Here is a 19115-nt window from a genome sequence, read left to right on the forward strand (position 1 = left end):
TCGGCGCTCTGTTACCTGCAATGAAACGTCATGTCCAAGGGTGCCAGCCGGGTTACGGCCGGCACCCTTGTGTTGCGGTCACTTCTTGGACTTCTGGGTCAACACACTGCCGGCCAGAGTGCGCGTAGAGGCACTGGTGCGGCCATCGTTGAGGGCCTTTGCCGCAGTGCTGGCCGTGGATCCAGAGGACTGCTTGGACGTACCGGCCTGGGCCAGCGCACTACCTGCCAAGGACTTGGCCGTCTTGCTGGCGCCGGGATCGCGCAACGCCGAGGAGGCGGTGCGGGTGACCTTCGGGCCGGACTGTTCACGCTTGGACATCGGATATCTCCTGTATTCGTGGCGTAGGAAAGATCCAATGCGTCCTGCCACGGAGGGGGCGCATTGAAGGAATCAGGCCGCTTTGCGATAGGGCTGCTGCAGCTCCATCACGTCCAGGGTGAAATCCAGCGGGATCTGGATCGGCTCGGTGGGTTCGCGCTTGTCGTTGTACACATCGACATCAGTCTTGAGCTGAAGGCAGTCACCCACGATCTGCTGGCGGCGCTGGGCGAAGGACCTTACGAAGTGGTTGTGCGGGGCCTGCGGATCGTCCAGATCTGCCCACAAGGAGAGTGTCTTGTTGCCTCGCTTATAGGTCGCCGCATGCTTGGCTCGGTACCGACGACCGTGGCGGTCCACGCGATACTCCTCACGGAACACCTGGGCAATGTCAGCAGCGATGGCGTCGATGACCGTCCGGGCATTGGGCGTGTGCAGACCATTGCGCCAGGCCCATTCGGCCACGGCGTGGGTGTCCAGCGGACCCTCGATGCCGGTTTCGGCTTTGTAACGCTCGACGTACTCTTTGACAGCGGTGGTGTAGGACATGGGGGAGCCTCCATCAGTCGGTGTGGACAACGCCCCAGCCATCGGTATGGGCTGAGCCGGTGACAAACGAGCGAACCTTGACCTGGTGCTTGCGAAACAGATCCCAGCGACCCAGGCGACGCTGCAATTGGCCTACGACCAGGCCGGGGTGAACGTTCAAGCGCTGCGCAAACAGCACCACACGCTCTTCCTTGAAGAACGGGTTGACCCGAGCAATGAAGCCGCTCATTTCGGCCGGGTCCACGCAAAAAGCGCCAGCGGCGGTGTTGGCGACCACTTCTTCCTCATTGATCTGTTCGGAGGCGGTGGCCTCAATTTCCTGATCCAGGATGTAACCCCGCTCACGCCCATGCCGATGCAACACGTGCTCCAGTTCGTGGCGCAATACGAACCAGAAGTTGTCGATCCGATCCAAGCGCAGCGACAAAGCCACCACCGGCTGGTCGTCGGCCAGCCAGAAGCAGGCGCCATCGATCTTGGTACCTGCGATCGGTTCCACGACCACAAAGCGGACCCCGCATTCGGCCAGCAGGCGCGCCACGTGGCGGGTTTCCTCAGGTGCGCTACGCATCGCCGCAAGGCGTGGCAGGGCCTGCCGCAATGCGGCCTCGTCATAGGGCGCGCTCACGATTTGTCCAGCCACCTGGCAGGCTCGGCGCAACCAAGCCAGTTGCAGGATCATGGGTGGAGCCTCGGCGTCGCTCTTCTTGGCCGCATGCGAAAAGAAAACCGGCTCATCCAACTGCCCGAGGCCGAAGAACTGCAGGAACTGCTGTTCCAGCACGTCGATGTTCTTGCTTGCGGAGATCCAGCCCCGCTTAACCATCTCGCGCACGGGGAAGCGCTCATACAGATGCGCCCGCCGGCTGATCAGGTCATCGGCCGTACGAACCTTGGAAAGCTGATACTGGCTCTCCAGGTTCATCCAAAGCTCGGCACCGGTACCCAGCGAGTCGCCCAGTTGGATAGCCGTCTCGGGGGTAATGCCTTTTTTCCCGGCGATGATCTCGTTGATCAGCCGCACGGGGCGACCGATGATCTCGGCCAACTCGGTCTGCGTCCATCCCCGTGCCTCCAGTTCCTCTCGGAGGAATTCGCCCGGCGGAAAGACTTCGGCGAACGTGTTCATAGGCGTGTCCTTGGGGATCAGTGGTAATCGGCAATTGAAACAATCACGACCAGCTTGCCGGTCTCGTCCTCTTCCAGGCGGAGGATCAGTCGCCATTGGTCGTTCAAGCGCATCGAGCGTTGATGCGCACGATCTCCTTTAAGCTTTTCGTAGTGCAGGGACTTCATGGCGTAGAAGACGCGTTCATCTGGTGCAGCACGGATCAGTTGCATGCGTTTGCGGAAGGCTTTGACCAGAGCGCCATCCAGGCCTGCCGTAAACGTGGCATCCGATTCCAGTTGCTTAAGGGTTTCGTTCTCGAACCTGACTTCCATGTCTGCGGATGCCCAACCTTTCGTATGCCTCTTTTACACTTAGTGTAATAGGGTCATATCGTAGTTTCAAGGGTGATTGTCGTTGCGCAAGTAGGGGGTCTCGCCGGGTTCCGTACCGCCAGAGCGCCATCTTCGGGGTTGAGGAGCTATCACGCGGGATAATTCAACATTATCCCGCCTGAGCAAAGCCGCCGCCGAACGGCCGCCTGCACTCTTTATTAGTATGTAATTACATGGTATGTAATACATTACGAAATAATTGGAGAACAGCATCATGGCGCGCGCAGGACTCTACAAAGGGGATGTCCAGAAAGCGCGTGACGCGCTGCTGGCCCAAGGCAAGAAGCCTTCCGTGGACGCGGTTCGGGTGGCTCTGGGCAACACGGGCTCCAAGACCACGATCCATCGCTACTTGCGTGAACTGGAAGAGGAGGAGGGCGGCGGTCCGTCACGTGCGGTGGCCGTGAGTGAGGCCTTGCAAGACTTGGTCGCGCGCCTGGCTGCGCGACTTCAAGAGGAGGCAGAAGCGATCCTCACCAGGGAGCGAGAACGCCATGGGGCCGAACTCCAGCGTCAGCAACAAGCGCTTTCCACCGCCCAACAGGAAGCCGCTGCCCTGGGCAGTCAGCTGCAGCGCACTGAGACCAGCTTGACGCAAGAGCAAGCCGCTCACGCCCTACTTCAGCAGAATCTGCGCGACAAGGTCGCGGAAATCGCCCAGTTGAATGAGCGCATCGCCGGCATGACGGTGCGGCTGGCTGATTACGAGGCGCATACGCGTTCTCTGGAGGACAAGCATGCCCACGCCCGGGAAGCGCTCGAGCACTACCGCGCTTCAACCAAAGAGCAGCGCGAGCAAGAGCTTCGCCGTCACGAGCATCAGATCCAAGAGCTGCAAGTAGCCTTACGTCAGGCCAATGAAGCCTTGGGCGCGAAGAATCAGGAGCTGTTGGTGCTTAACCGCGACAATGGCCAATGGCTGGAGCGCCATGGGCGGATTGAGCGTGAGCTTGTCCAGTTGAGGCAGGTCCACGAAGGCCAACACAGCGAGATCGTGGCGTTGCGCCAGACCGCAACGGACCACATGGCACTGCAGGAGCGCTGGAAGACTGACGTCAAGGCCTTGGATGCCCTGCGCAGCGAGCTAGCTCAAGTCCAAGACACCCTTGCGCAGGAGCGTGAGCGCCGCCAGAGCGCTGAAGCCGATGCGTTGCGTGCCAACGCGCGTCTTGAAGCGCTGGAGCCCCTGCTGAATCAACTGACGCCGGCACAAAATACGGTGAAGAGAACCCGGCGCAGCAGTACGCAGGGTGGGGGAGCGGACTAACGAGGCTACTCGTTTGCCTGCTAGCGGCCGGGATAGCGCTCCCCAGTCCAGTACGCCCATTCCATAGGTACGACCCAGTCTACGAACAGCTTGGCTACTGAGGACTCCGGTGCCAGATGGTAGGGCTTGAACATGCCTTGCTGGGGCGAACTGGTCATCAGGTAGCGCAAGCGCTTCTTGACCTCTTGAAAGATGGCCTCGCGCACATGGGCGCTGTCGTGCACGCCAAGACGCATTGCCACCGACGCGCCTTGGCGTACCGCCGCCCAGCAACAATAGCGCCACTGCGCGATCGGCAGACCCCGCGGTCCGGATTGAAACGCGAACCCCACATCACGTGCCCAGCCTGGGTCGAAGTGATGTTTGAGCAATTGCTGCTCTAGAAACTGCTCGGTCTCCCAGAGTGCAAGTTCATCCCACAGCTCTAGTTTTGCGTCCGCCAGTTCTACATCGTGTGCCATATCACCGAGTTGGTCTTCCAGCACCGGGAGCAGGTGCCTGCGCTCGTGGGTAGACCAGGCGAAAGCCCATTGCAGATCTTCGATGGGCGTGACCTCGGCATCGGGTCGGATCTGCCATCGATCCGCTGGCCAGGGAACTTGGATCAGGGCCAAGTCTCGCAAGGCGTCCAGCACCAGCAAGGTGGAGCGGCGTGTGGGCGCCACCGGTATGCGTCGTAGCTGCGCGGCCAGCAGCGCGGCAAGGAAAAGGGTGCCACGAAGCCCCAACGCCTCGATGCTGGCGACCCCAGATGGCGTCATTGACGAGGTTCCGGGCATGCGGGTTCCGAGGGTGAGGGAGCGGCGTGGCTCCTGGCGATGGCAGCGCTACCGGGGTCGCCGGTTGCCTCAAAGCTAAGAATATCTTAGTATGCAAGGCAGGGTACATCCGCCATCCTTATGGGGTCTCCATGGGGTGCGCGCGTGACTTTGTCAGTCGACTCAACACCGACCTTCGCTCGACGCCTCAAACAAGCCCGCCTGCACACGGGCTTGTCGCAGAAGGAGTTGGGCATCCGGGCCGGTCTGGATCCTCACGTGGCCAGCCCCCGAATCAACCAGTACGAGCGTGGCAAGCACGAGCCGAAGCTGGAGACCGCTGAGCGGTTGGCTCAAGCGTTGGGGATCCCCGCCGCGTTGCTGTACACCGATGATGATCTGCTGGCGAAGTTGCTCCTACGCTGGGGCTCGCTCAGCAAGCAGCAGAAGCGCGAGCTGGTGAAGCTGATCGAGAGCACATCCGAGAAGTAGGCCGTACGGTCGCTCGCTTTATGGGCAGCACTTCGCTTCAACCCGGCCCTTTGGAGCGCCCCCGGATGGAACACCAGTGGGCGCGGCTAGCGCGACTAACGGGGCGCGGCATCTCAGGCCTGCCTGAGATTTTGTTCACGACCGATACACGCGCGCCTTGTCTAAAGTGATTTACCATGTCGCCCGTGTCAGCCTCCTCACTTCTACTGCGACTGATCCTGATCGCCATGCTCGTGCTTAACGGGGCGTGGTCGGCGTTTGCGTCGGTCAGTATGAATCCGGTGATGGAAGAGCAGGCCAGCGAAGTCGCTGCCGCGGTGCAAGTCGACGAAGACTGCGTCGCCCATCACAGTGCTGAGCATCATCCCGATGCCACATCGATTGAAAAGGCTGGCACTGGGCACGGCGATCATGCCGGCCCCGACTGTTGCAAGTCGTCTGCGTGCCGGTGCGCCTGCGTGCACGCGTGCGCGAGCGCATTGCCTGCGCGCCTGCATGTTTCGGTACAACTGGCCTTGGGCCTGGATGTCATGCCGCTGCCCTTGGGGCATCCGGCGCCTGCCTTGCCTCATCTGATCCGACCACCGATCGGCTAAGCGTCCCTAGGCGCCGCAATGGCGCCGTTGGTGTGGCTTGCATGCCTGTATAGGCCAGCCACCCGCTCTGTACCACCGCCTGCCGGTGGCAACACGACGCTTGGAGCATTTACATGTCGCATGATGATTTTCGTGGTCCACATGGTGGACCGCTGCTGCCTTCGCGGCGGCGATTTGTCCAAGGCTTGGCCTTGGGAGGCGCAGTCGCAGGATTGGGGTTCTGGCCCAAAGCCAGTTGGGCGCTCAAGGGCCCCGGACAAGCCAACGTATTGTCGGGCACCGAGTTTGACCTGACCATCGGCGAGACGCCGATGAACTTCACCGGCAAGACCCGCACCGCGATCACGGTCAACGGGTCCGTTCCGGCGCCGTTGCTGCGGTGGCGGGAAGGCACCACGGTCAACCTGCGTGTCTCCAATGCATTGCCGGCCAACTCCCTCCATGGCACGGATACTTCCATCCATTGGCACGGCATCATTCTGCCGGCCAACATGGACGGCGTGCCGGGCCTGAGCTTTGACGGCATCGGACGTGGTGAGACCTACCACTATAGGTTCACCCTGCATCAGGGCGGAACCTACTGGTACCACAGCCACTCAGGTTTCCAGGAACAAGCTGGGCTTTATGGACCGATCGTGATCGATCCACTGGAGCCAGAGCCTTTCAGCTTCGATCGCGACTACGTCGTGATGCTGAGCGATTGGACAGACCTGGACCCGACGGCCCTGTTCGATCGTTTGAAGAAGATGCCGGGCCATGACAACTACTACAAGCGCACGGTCGGCGATTTCGCGCGCGATGTGAAGCGCAATGGTCTGTCGGCCACGTTGGAAGATCGCAAGATGTGGGGCCTGATGCGAATGACGCCCACGGATCTGTCCGACGTCAACGCCAACACCTACACCTACCTGATGAACGGCACGACCTCTCTGGGCAACTGGACCGGGTTGTTCCGCAGTGGCGAGAAGGTGCGTCTGCGTTTCATCAATGGCTCTGCCATGACGTACTTCGATGTGCGTATTCCGGGGTTGAAGATGACCGTGGTCGCGGCGGATGGCTTGTACGTCCATCCGGTTTCGGTCGACGAGTTCCGCATTGCAGTAGCAGAAACCTTCGATGTGATCGTGGAGCCCTCCGGGCAGGACGCATTCACCATCTTTGCCCAGGACTCCGGTCGCACCGGCTACGTCAGCGGCACGCTCGCCGTGCGCGAAGGACTACGCGCGCCTCTTCCGTCTGTGGATCCCCGGCCGCTGCTGACGATGGCAGACATGGGCATGGATCATGGATCGATGGATATGTCTGGCGGCAGCAAGGGCATGGAAGGCGGCTGTGGTGCAGCCATGGGCATGCCCGGCATGACCCCACCTGCCAGCGGCAATGAGGCCTCGGCCCATGCGGGTCACGCGATGCCCGCCGCCGGCGATGGTGCCATGGCCGGCATGCAGCATGGGGGCATGCAATCACACCCTGCCAGCGAGACCAACAATCCGCTGTTGGACAACCAAGCCATGAGCGTGACTTCGCGCTTGGACGATCCGGGCAATGGCCTGCGCGATAACGGCCGTCATGTACTGACGTATTCCATGCTCAAGAGCACCTTTGAAGACCCTGACGGACGCGACCCCGGTCGCGAGATCGAGCTGCATCTGACCGGACACATGGAGAAATTCTCCTGGGGTTTCAATGGTCAGAAGTTTTCCGATGTCGAGCCGCTACGGCTGAACTACGGCGAGCGCATGCGCATCGTATTGGTCAACGACACGATGATGACCCACCCGATCCATTTGCACGGCATGTGGAGCGATGTGGAAGACGATAGCGGCAACTTCATGGTGCGCAAGCACACGGTGGACATGCCGCCAGGCAGCCGACGTACGTATCGCGTGCGTGCCGATGCGTTGGGCAGCTGGGCGTTCCATTGCCACCTGCTCTATCACATGGAAGCCGGAATGATGCGCACGGTGAGGGTCGACGAATGAACATCAATAGACGCAATACCACCCTGACTGCGCTGACCCTGGCTATCTCGCTGGCCCTGGCCAATGCGGCCAGCGCCCAATCCATGCAGCACGGCTCCATGCCGATGGAGCAGGGCGCGCAGACCCAGGCTCAGGATCACTCTGCACATCAGGCGCCGACATCAAAGCCTGCGCCAGCCCCCAAACCTACAACACCGGCCAAGACCAGCGAAGCGACTATCGATCATGCGGCGATGGGCCATGCCGCGCCGCCGGCTCAAGCAGCCGAGCCTGCCATGCAGGGCATGGACCACTCGCAGATGGGGCACAGCTCGCCCGCGAGTACACCTGCAGCGCCCAAAGCGCAGACGCAGCCGATGCAGGGCATGGATCACAGTCAGATGGCACAGCCCGCTGCGTCCGACGCCTCCAGCACGTCCACGCCTGCGATGCAGGGGATGGACCATTCGCAGATGGGCCACGGTTCGCCCGCATCCGCTACGCCAGAAGCTGGCATGCAATCGATGGAGGGCATGGACCACAGTCAGATGGGACATGGGCCTGTCGCACCAACGCAGCCGCGCACCCCGATTCCTGCGGTGACCGAGGCTGATCGTCAGGCGGCCATCGCGCCCGCACACGCGCATCCGGTGCATGACAATTCGATCAAGAGCTACGTACTGCTCAATCGCCTGGAAGCCTGGGATGCCGATCCGGGCACCGGGCTGGGTTGGGAGGGTCAGGGTTGGATCGGTACGGACCTCAATCGCGTCTGGTTCCGCAGTGAAGGCGAACGCACAGATGGTCAGACCGAGTCGGCTGATCTGGAAGTGCTCTACGGCCGCAGTATCTCCACGTGGTGGGATGTGGTGGCCGGTGTGCGCCATGACTTCAAGCCGGGGGCTTCGCAGAACTTCGCCGCTATCGGCGTACAGGGCTTGGCACCGATGAAGTTCGAAGTATCCGCCACAGCCTATCTCGGCGAAGGCGGCCAGACTGCTGCCAATGTCGAGGCCGAGTACGAACTGCTGCTGACCAATCGGCTGATCCTGCAGCCGCTGGTGGAGGTCACGGCGTATGGCAAGAACGATCCATTGCGCGGAATAGGTTCGGGTCTGAGTACCGCTGAGGCGGGCCTGCGACTTCGTTATGAGTTCACCCGAAAGTTCGCTCCCTACATCGGCGTGGTGTACGAGCGTGCGTTTGGCAATACCGCAGACATGCGACGCGAGCATGGCGAGTCTTTTGAAGACACGCGCTTGGTCATCGGCCTTCGTACCTGGTTCTAAGGGGAACTGACAATGAAATCCAACAAGAAGATGTGGGTATGGCTCGGCGCCGGCGTGGCATTGGTTGCGGTGGTCGCAACCGCCGCGGTCTCTCTGGGCGTGTACAACGTGGCCGCTGATGATCCGCATAGTCGCCCGGTGTATGCGCTACTTGAAACGGCGCGTGAGCGTTCCATTGAGGTGCGCGCCGCCAAGCTTCAGGTACCCACGAACCTGGATGATCCTGAGCGTATCCGCCAGGGTGCGGGCAACTACAACGCTATGTGTGTGACCTGTCATCTTTCGCCAGATGCGGCGGCCACCGAGATGAGCAAGGGTCTGTACCCCGCGCCACCAAACCTAAGCAAGCACCCGGTGGGTCCAGCTGAGGCGTTCTGGGTGATCAAGCACGGCATCAAGGCCAGCGGCATGCCTGCGTGGGGCGGCAGCATGGACGATGAGTTCATCTGGAACATGTCGGCCTTCCTGCAGAAGCTGCCCAAGCTGGACAAGGCCGGCTACCAGGCGTTGGTAGCCAGCAGTGATGGCCATTCACACGGTGGCGGTGAGACCGGCGGGCACTCGCATGGCGAGGAAGCGGGTGCAGATCACCATGGCGGCGGTGATAGCGAAGAGATGGGTGATGGCCATGGCCATGGCCAGGGGCATGAAGCAGGTGGCATGGGCATGGACATGAGCAAGCCTAAGGAAGGCACCACGCATGTGCATGCCGACGGCAAGACGCACGTGCATGCGGCCGAGCCGGCAAAGCAACCTGCGCAGGCCAAGTCCGAGGGCGAGCACGATCAGCACGGCTCCATGCCAGCCAAACCAGCCGAGCCAGCTCCCAAGGCCGATGACGGCCACGATCACCAGCATTGATCCCTTCATGGAGCTGCCCCGGCTCCACGCCCGAGCGCCTCGGCGCTCGGGCATCTCTTAAGGAAGCATGATGAACACTTCACGCAGCTGTCTCTTTCTGCTGGCCACGGCCTTGTCGCTGACCGCATGCGCGCGCCCCGAATCGGCTGTCAATTCAGAGGCGGCATCGGACGCCCAATCTCCGACATCGGCGGCTGCGCAGCAGGTCACTCAACCGCAGCGTCCGTTGCCGTTGGTCAAAGTACATAAGAGTGCGACCTGCGGTTGCTGCCAACTGTGGGTGGAGCATCTGGAGAAAGCAGGTTTTACGGTTGAGGTGCACAACAGCGAAGACCTCAACCCGATCAAGGCGCGCTTGGGCGTTCCCTATGGACGCGGCTCGTGCCATACCGCCGAGATCGATGGCTACATCGTCGAAGGTCATGTGCCGGTGCAGGACATCCTGCGCCTGCTGCGTGAGCGCCCGGTAGGCCGTGGATTGGTGCTACCGGGGATGCCTGCCGGTTCTCCTGGCATGGAGATGCCCGACGGACGCGTTCAACCCTATACGGTGGAGTTCGTACTGCCCGATGGCACCACGCAGCCTTACGTCCTGCACGGTCAACGCAGCTGACAGTTTGCTCGCGATCCCTTCTTCCAGACCAGAGTGATCCATGTCCCCTCATTCCCACGATGAAGCCGGCAAGGCGATGCCGCAGGGTGCCAGCGATGGTCCAGACTCGGTGCGTGATCCGGTATGCGGTATGCAGGTCTCCGCGGCTAGAACGCCGTACCACGCCCTGCATGGCGGAACGAAGTATCACTTCTGCTCAGCCAAATGCCGAGAGCGGTTCATCACCAATCCCGTCCGCTCTACGGACGATGCTCCCCAGCAAGTTGAAGTGACCGCCCCAGCAGCGGTGGTCCAACCCAGCGGTACCCACGCCACGGTCTACACCTGCCCGATGCATCCGCAGATTCGTCAGCCAGGTCCCGGCACCTGTCCGATCTGCGGCATGGCGCTGGAGCCGGAGATGCCCTCGCTGGAGGGGGACGACAATCCGGAGTTACGCGATTTCACCCGAAGGTTCTGGTGGACATTGCCCTTGACCTTGATCGTCCTAGTCTTGGCCATGCTGGGACACCGTCTGCCCGGCTTGTCCACGCAGGCGCGCACCTGGATTGAGCTCGTGCTGAGCGCTCCAGTGGTGCTCTGGGCGGGGTGGCCATTCTTTGAACGCTGCCTGCAGTCCATCGGCAATCGCAGCCCCAACATGTGGACGCTGATCGGCATCGGCGTGGCCGCCGCGTTTGGCTACAGCGTGGTGGCCACCGTGGCACCGGGCCTGTTTCCGGACTCTTTCCGCGAGCATGGACGGGTAGGGGTCTACTTCGAGGCGGCAGCGGTCATCGTCTCGCTCACCCTGCTCGGACAACTGCTGGAACTGCGGGCGCGTTCCAAAACCTCGGCGGCCATCAAGTCCCTGCTGGGATTGGCGCCCAAGACGGCTCGCCGCGTCAAACCCGATGGTGGCGAAGAGGACGTTGCGCTGGATCACGTGCACGTGGGTGATCTGCTTCGCGTACGACCGGGCGAGAAGGTGCCGGTCGATGGGGAAGTCATCGAAGGCCGCACCAGTGTTGATGAGTCGATGCTGACCGGTGAACCCATTCCGGTGGAGAAGGCTGTCGGTGATCACGTTATAGGCGCCACGCTCAACGGGACGGGCGCCTTGGTCATCCGGGCGGACAAAGTGGGATCCGGGACGGTACTGGCGCAGATTGTGCAGTTGGTAGCCCAAGCCCAGCGCTCCCGCGCGCCGATGCAGCGTATGGCGGACAAGGTGGCGTACTGGTTTGTCCTGGCCGTGCTGGCCACGGCGGTGCTCACGTTCTTCGGATGGGGCCTGTTTGGACCCGAACCGTCCTGGACCTTTGCCGTCCTCAATGCCGTATCGGTTCTGATCATTGCGTGCCCGTGCGCCCTAGGTTTGGCTACCCCCATGTCGATCATGGTCGCCACCGGCCGCGCTGCACAGGTCGGGGTCCTGTTCCGCGATGCTCAGGCGATCGAACAGCTACGTCTGATCGACACGTTGATCGTGGACAAGACCGGTACGTTGACCGAGGGGCGTCCAGCCTTTCGCGACACGCTCTCCTACGCCGGCTTCGATGCCGATCAGATCCTCAGCTTGGCTGGCAGCTTGGAGCAGGGCAGTGAGCATCCCTTGGCCGAGGCCATCGTGGCTGAAGCCCAGCGACGTGGCTTGAACCTGGTGGCCGCCCAAGATTTCGATTCGCTCACCGGTCAAGGCGTTCGCGGGCGCGTGTCCGATCAGGATGTTGTGCTTGGCAACCAAAGCTTGATGGCATCGATAGGGGCTGATGTTGCGCCCTTGCAGAGCAGCGCTGAGCGTCTGCGCAAGGAAGGCGCCAGCGTGATGTTCCTGGCGGTCAATGGACGATTGGCCGGTGCCATTGCGGTAGCAGATCCCATCAAAACCACGACCTTGCCTGCCTTGAACCTGCTACGTGCCGATGGCCTGCACGTGGTGATGGCCTCCGGTGACGCACAGGCGACGGCCGAGGCCGTGGGGCGCACGCTGGGCATCGACGATGTGCGTGGCGGCGTCAAACCTCAGGACAAGGCCGAACTGGTCCAGCAACTCAAAGCCCAAGGGCGTCGTGTGGCCATGGCCGGCGATGGCATCAACGATGCGCCGGCCCTGGCGGCAGCCGATGTGGGCATCGCGATGGGGACGGGCACGGATGTGGCCATGTCCAGCGCCCAGCTCACCCTGGTCAAGGGTGATTTGAGGCGCATCGTGCAAGCCCGTGCCATCTCGTCTTCGACAGTGGCCAACATGAAGCAGAACCTGGGCTTCGCCTTCGTCTACAACGCCATCGGCGTGCCCATCGCCGCCGGCCTGCTGTACCCCAGCTTCGGCCTTTTGCTCAGTCCGATGATGGCGGCCCTGGCCATGAGCCTGAGCTCGGTTTCGGTGGTCACCAATGCCTTGCGTTTGTCCGGCTCCACCGTTGTTGCCACCTCTCACCCTGACCGCGCCGATGAGCCTGCGCGCGGCCATTCCTGTCACTGATGGCTCATATCCCACAAGGAGTACTGCAATGAAGCGTTATGCCTCCCTCTCGATGATGGCCCTGTTCCTGATGGCCGGCGCGGCCTTCGCCGGTGGCCAGACCACCACGCCCACCACCGACCACGGCCAGCACAAGCCGATGGATCATAAGAAGCAGGAGCATGGTCAGCACAAGCCGGCCGCGGCCGATGCCGACTTCACTAAGCTCGATGCCAACAAGGACGGCTCGTTGTCCAAGGAAGAGCTGGCCAAGCACAAGCTGGCACCCCACTTTGGCATGCTCGATAGCAACAAGGACGGCAAGCTGAGCCCGCAGGAATTCGCTGCCGGCAAGGGCATGTAAGTGTTGTCGGCCTGGGAGCCGCATCAGCGGCTCCCAGGTTCTTCTGCCGTTCTGCCATTCCCACGGAGATTGTTATGACCTCTTCGCACGGTACGCACGAAAACGCGCACGACCCGCAGTCCCGGCACGCAAAGCCGCACGCCTCGCACCCACCTGCCCACCAGGCCCAGCAAGGGCATCAAGGCCACTATGGCCGCCTGTTGTTGATGATGGGCCTGTCTTTCGTGGCCATGTACGCCTTGATGTACGCCATGGTCGATCAGTGGGCCAACGTCTATAACAACGTCAACCAGTTCTACATGGCGGGCCTGATGGCCGCTCCCATGCTGCTGATCGAGCTGTGGCTCATGTCCAGCATGTACCCCGATCGTCGACGCAATCTGATTCTGGCTGCTCTGACGCTCGCGTTCATGCTGTTCTGCTGGTGGGGAATTCGCACGCAAGCAGCGGTCACTGACAAGCAGTTCATCCGTTCGATGATTCCCCACCACGCTGGCGCCATCCTGATGTGCGAGGAGAATCGCCTGAAGGACCCTGAGTTGGTGAAGCTCTGCCAAGACATCATCACCTCGCAGACACAGGAGATCGCGCAGATGAAGCAACTGTTGGCTGAGCGCTCCCGCTAGCTCACTGCCTTTTGCCAGCCGGTATCACCCCATTGAGCGTGCGCACTGACCATGCGGTGGATCAAACGCGCGGCCACACGTGCGGTGGCCTGATCCGGATCCAAGGGCGGACACAGTTCCGCCACGTCGACCACACGTACCTTGCCCGAGGCCATGACCAGATCCAGCAGGGCTTCCAGGACCTCCAGACTCACTCCGCGTGGGTTGGGGGCACTCACGCCCGGGGCCACAGCCTGCGGCAGCACGTCCAGGCACAGCGTCAGGTAGATCACGTCAACCGCCTCACACCACGCACGCAGCACCTCAGCCTGTGCCAGCCAGTTCCAGGTGCACAGCACGTCATCGGTGAGGTAATGGGCGCCTTCGCGCTCGGCCGTGGCGAATAGACGCGGTGTGTTGCCGGATCGACTTACACCAATGCAGTGATACTGCAGCGGGGAGCCACTGCTGCGGGCATGCTCCAGTGCCTGCAGGAAGGGCGTGCCCGAGCTCGCACTGCCTTGCTCACGCAGATCAAAGTGTGCATCGAAGTTGAAGATGCCGATGCGAGCGTTGGATGCGCCCAGGTGACCCCGCAGTGCGGCGTAGCTGGCATAGCCGATCTCGTGCCCGCCGCCCAGACCAATCACCCAATGTCCCTGATCCAGCAGTTGCTGCGCTCGATGGGAGTAGTGGGCCTGCGCCAACTCCAATGCCTGATCCGCGCAGGTGATGTCGCCCGCATCGTAGAGCGGAGCACAGTGGAGCACGGGCAGGTTGGCCAAGGCGTTGCGAAGTGCACCGGGTCCTTGTGCGGCGCCCAGTCGGCCGCTGTTACGACGAATCCCTTCATCGCTGGCAAATCCCAGCAGAGCAATGCCGGGCGCCTCAGGCTGCGGGTCCAAGACCACCCTTTGGTGCCAGCGTTGCGTATCGGCGGTGGCCGGCAGGTCCACGCGTCCGTGCCACGCCAGATTCACGCGCGCAGATCCTGCAGCGGCCAGTCCAGGAACGCGCGCAAACCGCCCCGCTCGATCAAGGCTTCCATCGCCTGCATTTCCGGGGCCAGATAGCGATCCTCATCGTAGCGGGGGACCTCGCTACGCACCTGTGCATGCACTGCCTCCAATGCCTGCGAAGACGCCAGCGGCCGCCTGAACTCAATGCCTTGGCAGGCGGCGAGCAGCTCGATGGCCACGATCCGGCGCACGTTGTCGGCTACCTCGCGCGACTTGCGCGCGGCGAAGGTGGCCATGCTGACGTGATCCTCCTGATTGGCCGAGGTGGGCAGGGAGTCCACGCTGGCCGGGTGGGAGAGGGTCTTGTTCTCGCTGGCCAGGGCGGCCGCGGTCACGTGCGCGATCATGAAGCCGGAGTTCACGCCCGGATTGGCGACCAGGAAGGCGGGCAAGCCGGAGATCGTGGCATCGATGAGTAGGGCGATGCGCCGTTCCGACAGTGCGCCAATCTCGGACACCGCCATCGTCAGCTGGTCCGCGGCAAAGGCCACCGGCTCGGCGTGGAAGTTGCCGCCGGAGATCACCTCGCCGGTGTCGGTGAATACCAGCGGATTGTCGGAGACTGCATTGGCTTCGGTCAGCAGCACGTGGGCGGCGTGCTGCATGACATCGCGCACCGCGCCCATGACCTGAGGCTGACACCGAAGGCTGTAAGGGTCTTGCACGCGGGTGTCGTTGTGAAGGTGCGATTGGCGAATGGCACTGCCGGCCAGCAGCCGCTGGTAGTGCGCAGCCACTGCTATCTGGCCCGGCTGGCCACGCACGGCGTGGATGCGCGGATCGAACGGAGCATCGGAGCCGCATGCCGCATCCACGCTCATCGCGCCGGTTAGCACGGCGGCTGCATAGACTTGTTCGGCAGCAAACAGCGCCATCAGCGCAATACCCGTGGACACTTGGGTACCGTTGAGCAGCGCCAGCCCTTCCTTGGCGGCCAGTCGGATGGGAGCGATCCCGGCGTCTTGCAGCGCTTGGCTGGCCGACATGATCTGCCCGTCGACGCGTACCTGGCCTTCGCCCATGGCCGCCAAGGTCAGATGCGCCAAGGGGGCCAGATCACCGGATGCACCGACCGAACCCTGGGCGGGGATACAGGGCCAGATCCCGGCGTTGTAGACCGCGATCAGGGTGGTCAGCGTCTGCTCGCGCACACCCGAGTAGCCCCGCGCCAGGGAAGCGATCTTGGTGGCGAAGATCAGGCGCACGCAGGCATCGTCGAGCAATGGCCCCATGCCCACGGCGTGCGAACGTACCAGGTTGGTTTGCAACTGTTCCAGTTGCTCGCGTGGGATGTGGACTTTGGCCAGTTTGCCGAAGCCGGTGTTGATGCCATAGGCCGGCTCGCCGGCGGCCACGATGGCCTGCACGGCCTGCGAAGAGGCGCGGACGTTGTCCCAGCAATCTGCGTCCAGGGCGATGGGATCAGTCCCTTGCGCGATCTGCCGCAGCTGGGCCAACGTCAGCTGGCCCGGTGTCAGGGTAAGCATGCGATTCACTCCAGAATGGCCGGCAGGGTCAGGCCATGCTCACGGGCACAGGCCAGTGCCTGCTCGTAACCCGCATCGGCGTGGCGCATCACGCCCGTGGCTGGGTCGTTCCACAGCACACGCGCCAGCCGGCGATCGGCTTGCTCGGTGCCATCGCACACGATGACCACGCCCGAGTGTTGCGAGAAGCCCATCCCGACGCCGCCGCCATGATGCAGGCTCACCCAGGTCGCACCGCCACTGGTGGCCAGCAGCGCGTTGAGCAGCGGCCAGTCCGAGACCGCATCGGAGCCATCGCGCATGCCTTCGGTTTCACGGTTGGGGCTGGCTACTGAGCCGCAGTCCAGGTGATCGCGTCCGATAACAATCGGTGCTTTGAGCTCGCCATTGCGCACCATTTCGTTGAAGGCCAGCGCGGCCTTGTGGCGCTCGCCCAAGCCCAACCAGCAGATCCGTGCGGGCAGACCTTGGAAGGCAATGCGCTCGCGGGCCTGGTCCAGCCAGTGGTGAAGATGCGTGTTGTCAGGAAACAGTTCTTTGACCTTGGCATCGGTCTTGTAGATGTCTTCTGGATCCCCGCTCAGGGCCACCCATCGGAACGGGCCCATGCCGCGGCAGAACAGCGGACGGATACAGGCGGGCACGAAGCCGGGGAAGGCAAAGGCGTTGTCCACGCCCTGATCCAGCGCCACCTGGCGGATGTTGTTGCCGTAATCGATCGTCGGCACGCCCATGGCGTGGAAATCGAGCATCGCGCGCACATGCGTGGCACACGAGGCCGCAGCAGCCTGCGCCAGCTCGCGTCGCTGACCATCGTCACCGCCGCGCGCCTGTTCCCACTGTGAGAGGGTCCATCCGGCGGGCAGATAGCCATTGATCAGGTCATGCGCTGAGGTCTGATCGGTCACGGCGTGAGGGCGGGAACCTCCATTGCGCGCGCGCGCGACGAACTGCGGCAACAGTTCGGCCGCATTACCCAGCAAGCCCACCGATACCGGCGTCGGGCTGTGTTCGATGATCTGCAAGGCTTCATCGATGGAGTAGGCCTTGTGATCGACATAGCGGGTGCGGATACGAAAATCGATCCGAGACTCCTGGCACTCGATCACGATGCTGCTGGCCCCGGCTAAGGTCGCCGCCAACGCCTGCGCGCCCCCCATACCGCCCAAGCCGGCGGTGAGGATCCACTTGTTCTGCCAGTTACCACCATAGTGCTGGCGACCCAGCTCAACGAACGTCTCGTAGGTCCCCTGCACGATGCCCTGGCTACCGATGTAGATCCAACTGCCGGCGGTCATCTGCCCGTACATCATCAAGCCCTTCTTATCGAGCTCGTTGAAATGCTCCCAGGTCGCCCAATGAGGCACCAGGTTGGAGTTGGCGATCAGTACGCGCGGTGCATCCGGATGCGTGCGGAACACGCCTACCGGTTTTCCCGATTGCACCAACAAGGATTCATCGTCCTCTAGCGCCTGCAACGTGGCCAGGATGCGATCAAAACTTTTCCAGTCACGCGCGGCACGACCGATTCCACCGTAGACCACCAGATCTTCCGGGTGCTCGGCCACGTCGGGATCCAGGTTGTTCTGGATCATGCGGTAGGCCGCTTCAGTCAGCCAGCTCTTGCAGTGCAACTGGGTGCCGATCGGAGCGCGAACGGTGCGCGTAGGGGAAGCGGAGCGTTCCAAGGTATCCATCAAATCCTCAAGGGGTCAGGGGGGCGCCAACCTGGAAGGTGCCCACAAAGCGGTAACGAGATGCCGGGTGAATCAACCGCACAAAGCTGGCCACCTGTCCGCGCGACCACGTACGTCGGGTCAGCACCAGCAACGGATCGCCTTCGTTGATCTTCAGTTGCGCGGCCAGACGCTTGCTTGCCGTCTCGGCTTCGATCACATGTTCGGCGCGCTCCAGCGGCGCAACACGCATCAGGTACTGGTGCGGAATCTCGGTGTGGAAATCGATGTCCAGGTAATCCGGCGCCACGCTGGGTTGCACGAAGCGATCCTCCAACTGCACCGGCTTGTCATCGCTGTGGTGGAGCAGGCGACTGTGGAACAGCTCCGTACCGGGTGTCAGGCCGAAGTTGGTCGTCACACTGGAGCGCGCCTCGACCGTCTCGCAGATCAGCACTTGGACCGAGTGTGTCTGGCCGCGTGACTGAATCTCTTCGCGAATACTGCGCACCTCGAACATCGCCGATTCGGCCTTGGGGCCGGCGACGAACGTGCCGACGCCTTGCACCCGGGTCAGTACGCCGGCATCGGTCAACTCGCGCAGCGCTCGATTCACTGTCATGCGAGACAAGCCAAACTTGGCCGTCAGTTCGTTCTCGCTGGGGACGCGACTGCGCGCGGGCCAGTCGCCGTTGGTGATGTGACGCAGGATGAAGTGCTTGAGCTTCTGGTAGTGCGGCTTGGGTTCGTCCATGGCCCAAGCATTACATGTCTATACAACCAGTCCAACCACTTTCGATGCTGTGCTGCACAAGCAGTTGACACTAAGAATTTCCTCGTGTTATTGCTGTGGTATAGACAACCTGCGGGTTCGCCACACGCTCATGCCGTCGCTTCGCGTGCTACTGCGTATGTTCCTGATCCTCGTGCTCTGCGCGGATGGGATCCTTAGCGCGCAGGCCACTACGCGGATGGCCGTGCGACACATTCCTCCCCCAGGCGCGGTGAATGGCACCCACTCGGTGCATGGCGGCGCGCGTGTCAATGAACGCGCCAAGATTAGTAACGATTGCAACAAAATTCTTCCCGGCGGCAAGCAAGCCGGGCAGGGTGATCAGAACGATCATCAGTGCGACTGCAGCACCACCTCCTGCGACTGCAGCTGTGTGCTCACCTTTTTCGCCGGGCGTGTGCCGGTCATCTTTGCCGCCCGGCACGCCCTGACGAGCACCTACCTACCTACGCCCGAGTTGCCGCCGCTGCGACGACAGGTATCCCGGCTGTTCCGACCTCCCATCGGCTAATGCT

20 protein-coding genes are annotated in these 19115 nt (G+C 62.3%); 11 read left to right on the forward strand and 9 right to left on the reverse strand.

What is annotated here, in order from left to right; genetic code table 11:
- Positions 1–78: 78 nt before the first annotated feature.
- From AX730_RS00110 to AX730_RS00125, 4 genes are all read right to left on the reverse strand, one after another.
- Complete coding sequence (locus AX730_RS00110; protein WP_062350262.1) at positions 79–321, reverse strand: hypothetical protein; 243 nt, start codon at positions 319–321, stop codon at positions 79–81.
- A gap of 72 nt (positions 322–393) precedes the next feature.
- Positions 394–870: a hypothetical protein gene (locus AX730_RS00115; RefSeq protein ID WP_062350265.1), complete on the reverse strand. Its 477-nt coding sequence runs from the start codon at positions 868–870 to the stop codon at positions 394–396.
- Positions 871–883: 13 nt separating this feature from the next.
- Entirely contained in the window at positions 884–1999 is a 1116-nt protein-coding gene (locus AX730_RS00120) for a HigA family addiction module antitoxin (RefSeq protein ID WP_062350267.1), read from the reverse strand.
- A 17-nt stretch (positions 2000–2016) separates the two neighbouring features.
- Positions 2017–2313 (reverse strand): type II toxin-antitoxin system RelE/ParE family toxin, encoded by a 297-nt coding sequence (locus AX730_RS00125; RefSeq protein WP_062350270.1) that lies wholly within the window; start codon positions 2311–2313, stop codon positions 2017–2019.
- 274 nt (positions 2314–2587) lie between these two features.
- On the opposite strand from AX730_RS00125, the gene AX730_RS00130 reads away from it, so the two are divergent.
- On the forward strand, positions 2588–3640 hold the full coding sequence (locus AX730_RS00130) for a DNA-binding protein (protein WP_054668669.1): 1053 nt from the start codon (positions 2588–2590) through the stop codon (positions 3638–3640).
- Positions 3641–3660: 20 nt separating this feature from the next.
- Here AX730_RS00130 and AX730_RS00135 read toward each other — a convergent pair whose 3' ends face one another.
- Positions 3661–4419, reverse strand: coding sequence for a hypothetical protein (locus AX730_RS00135; protein WP_232310122.1), 759 nt, complete (start codon positions 4417–4419; stop codon positions 3661–3663).
- A 120-nt stretch (positions 4420–4539) separates the two neighbouring features.
- On the opposite strand from AX730_RS00135, the gene AX730_RS00140 reads away from it, so the two are divergent.
- The 9 genes from AX730_RS00140 (at position 4540) to AX730_RS00180 (ending at position 13646) form a co-directional block, all read left to right on the forward strand.
- Positions 4540–4890, forward strand: coding sequence for a helix-turn-helix domain-containing protein (locus AX730_RS00140; RefSeq protein ID WP_046934799.1), 351 nt, complete (start codon positions 4540–4542; stop codon positions 4888–4890).
- Between the two features lie 176 nt (positions 4891–5066).
- Complete coding sequence (gene copL, locus AX730_RS18220) at positions 5067–5486, forward strand: transcriptional regulator CopL (protein ID WP_046934798.1); 420 nt, start codon at positions 5067–5069, stop codon at positions 5484–5486.
- 113 nt (positions 5487–5599) lie between these two features.
- Positions 5600–7468, forward strand: a complete 1869-nt coding sequence (locus tag AX730_RS00150; protein WP_062350273.1) for a copper resistance system multicopper oxidase — start codon at positions 5600–5602, stop codon at positions 7466–7468.
- Positions 7465–8736: a copper resistance protein B gene (locus AX730_RS00155; RefSeq protein WP_046934796.1), complete on the forward strand. Its 1272-nt coding sequence runs from the start codon at positions 7465–7467 to the stop codon at positions 8734–8736. The genes AX730_RS00150 and AX730_RS00155 overlap by 4 nt, the downstream gene beginning before the upstream one ends.
- Positions 8737–8748: 12 nt before the next feature.
- Positions 8749–9597, forward strand: a complete 849-nt coding sequence (locus AX730_RS19245; protein ID WP_228903386.1) for a c-type cytochrome — start codon at positions 8749–8751, stop codon at positions 9595–9597.
- Between the two features lie 70 nt (positions 9598–9667).
- Positions 9668–10210, forward strand: a complete 543-nt coding sequence (locus AX730_RS00165; protein WP_080955570.1) for a DUF411 domain-containing protein — start codon at positions 9668–9670, stop codon at positions 10208–10210.
- Positions 10211–10250: 40 nt separating this feature from the next.
- Entirely contained in the window at positions 10251–12677 is a 2427-nt protein-coding gene (locus AX730_RS00170) for a heavy metal translocating P-type ATPase (RefSeq protein ID WP_425504918.1), read from the forward strand.
- 28 nt (positions 12678–12705) lie between these two features.
- Positions 12706–13020, forward strand: a complete 315-nt coding sequence (locus AX730_RS00175) for a hypothetical protein (RefSeq protein ID WP_046934794.1) — start codon at positions 12706–12708, stop codon at positions 13018–13020.
- A gap of 74 nt (positions 13021–13094) precedes the next feature.
- Complete coding sequence (locus AX730_RS00180; protein ID WP_056878747.1) at positions 13095–13646, forward strand: DUF305 domain-containing protein; 552 nt, start codon at positions 13095–13097, stop codon at positions 13644–13646.
- On the opposite strand, the gene hutG is transcribed toward AX730_RS00180, so the two are convergent.
- Genes hutG through hutC form a run of 4 tightly spaced genes read right to left on the reverse strand, consistent with a single transcriptional unit; the run spans position 13643 to position 18561 of the window.
- The gene (gene hutG, locus AX730_RS19250) at positions 13643–14605 is read right to left on the reverse strand and encodes a formimidoylglutamase (RefSeq protein ID WP_232310123.1); all 963 of its coding nucleotides are present in this window, start codon (positions 14603–14605) and stop codon (positions 13643–13645) included. The genes AX730_RS00180 and hutG overlap by 4 nt on opposite strands.
- Positions 14602–16140, reverse strand: a complete 1539-nt coding sequence (gene hutH, locus AX730_RS00190; protein ID WP_198146936.1) for a histidine ammonia-lyase — start codon at positions 16138–16140, stop codon at positions 14602–14604. The genes hutG and hutH overlap by 4 nt, the downstream gene beginning before the upstream one ends.
- Positions 16137–17828 (reverse strand): urocanate hydratase, encoded by a 1692-nt coding sequence (gene hutU, locus AX730_RS00195; RefSeq protein ID WP_062350279.1) that lies wholly within the window; start codon positions 17826–17828, stop codon positions 16137–16139. The genes hutH and hutU overlap by 4 nt, the downstream gene beginning before the upstream one ends.
- 7 nt (positions 17829–17835) lie before the next feature.
- Entirely contained in the window at positions 17836–18561 is a 726-nt protein-coding gene (gene hutC, locus AX730_RS00200) for a histidine utilization repressor (protein ID WP_062350282.1), read from the reverse strand.
- Between the two features lie 157 nt (positions 18562–18718).
- Here hutC and AX730_RS00205 point away from each other — a divergent pair, with 157 nt between their 5' ends.
- On the forward strand, positions 18719–19111 hold the full coding sequence (locus AX730_RS00205) for a CopL family metal-binding regulatory protein (protein ID WP_054665503.1): 393 nt from the start codon (positions 18719–18721) through the stop codon (positions 19109–19111).
- Positions 19112–19115: the final 4 nt, after the last annotated feature.

This window comes from Pseudoxanthomonas mexicana (assembly GCF_001556105.1).
GTDB lineage: Bacteria > Pseudomonadota > Gammaproteobacteria > Xanthomonadales > Xanthomonadaceae > Pseudoxanthomonas_A > Pseudoxanthomonas_A mexicana_A.

Excerpts from the sequence above, each read along its gene's own strand:
- AX730_RS00110 (WP_062350262.1), bottom strand. The coding sequence starts at position 321 with ATGTCCAAGCGTGAACAGTCCGGCCCGAAGGTCACCCGCACCGCCTCC.
- AX730_RS00115 (WP_062350265.1), bottom strand. The coding sequence starts at position 870 with ATGTCCTACACCACCGCTGTCAAAGAGTACGTCGAGCGTTACAAAGCC.
- AX730_RS00120 (WP_062350267.1), bottom strand. The coding sequence starts at position 1,999 with ATGAACACGTTCGCCGAAGTCTTTCCGCCGGGCGAATTCCTCCGAGAG.
- AX730_RS00125 (WP_062350270.1), bottom strand. The coding sequence starts at position 2,313 with ATGGAAGTCAGGTTCGAGAACGAAACCCTTAAGCAACTGGAATCGGAT.
- AX730_RS00130 (WP_054668669.1), top strand. The coding sequence starts at position 2,588 with ATGGCGCGCGCAGGACTCTACAAAGGGGATGTCCAGAAAGCGCGTGAC.
- AX730_RS00135 (WP_232310122.1), bottom strand. The coding sequence starts at position 4,419 with ATGCCCGGAACCTCGTCAATGACGCCATCTGGGGTCGCCAGCATCGAG.
- AX730_RS00140 (WP_046934799.1), top strand. The coding sequence starts at position 4,540 with ATGGGGTCTCCATGGGGTGCGCGCGTGACTTTGTCAGTCGACTCAACA.
- copL (WP_046934798.1), top strand. The coding sequence starts at position 5,067 with ATGTCGCCCGTGTCAGCCTCCTCACTTCTACTGCGACTGATCCTGATC.
- AX730_RS00150 (WP_062350273.1), top strand. The coding sequence starts at position 5,600 with ATGTCGCATGATGATTTTCGTGGTCCACATGGTGGACCGCTGCTGCCT.
- AX730_RS00155 (WP_046934796.1), top strand. The coding sequence starts at position 7,465 with ATGAACATCAATAGACGCAATACCACCCTGACTGCGCTGACCCTGGCT.
- AX730_RS19245 (WP_228903386.1), top strand. The coding sequence starts at position 8,749 with ATGAAATCCAACAAGAAGATGTGGGTATGGCTCGGCGCCGGCGTGGCA.
- AX730_RS00165 (WP_080955570.1), top strand. The coding sequence starts at position 9,668 with ATGAACACTTCACGCAGCTGTCTCTTTCTGCTGGCCACGGCCTTGTCG.
- AX730_RS00170 (WP_425504918.1), top strand. The coding sequence starts at position 10,251 with ATGTCCCCTCATTCCCACGATGAAGCCGGCAAGGCGATGCCGCAGGGT.
- AX730_RS00175 (WP_046934794.1), top strand. The coding sequence starts at position 12,706 with ATGAAGCGTTATGCCTCCCTCTCGATGATGGCCCTGTTCCTGATGGCC.
- AX730_RS00180 (WP_056878747.1), top strand. The coding sequence starts at position 13,095 with ATGACCTCTTCGCACGGTACGCACGAAAACGCGCACGACCCGCAGTCC.
- hutU (WP_062350279.1), bottom strand. The coding sequence starts at position 17,828 with ATGGATACCTTGGAACGCTCCGCTTCCCCTACGCGCACCGTTCGCGCT.
- hutC (WP_062350282.1), bottom strand. The coding sequence starts at position 18,561 with ATGGACGAACCCAAGCCGCACTACCAGAAGCTCAAGCACTTCATCCTG.
- AX730_RS00205 (WP_054665503.1), top strand. The coding sequence starts at position 18,719 with ATGTTCCTGATCCTCGTGCTCTGCGCGGATGGGATCCTTAGCGCGCAG.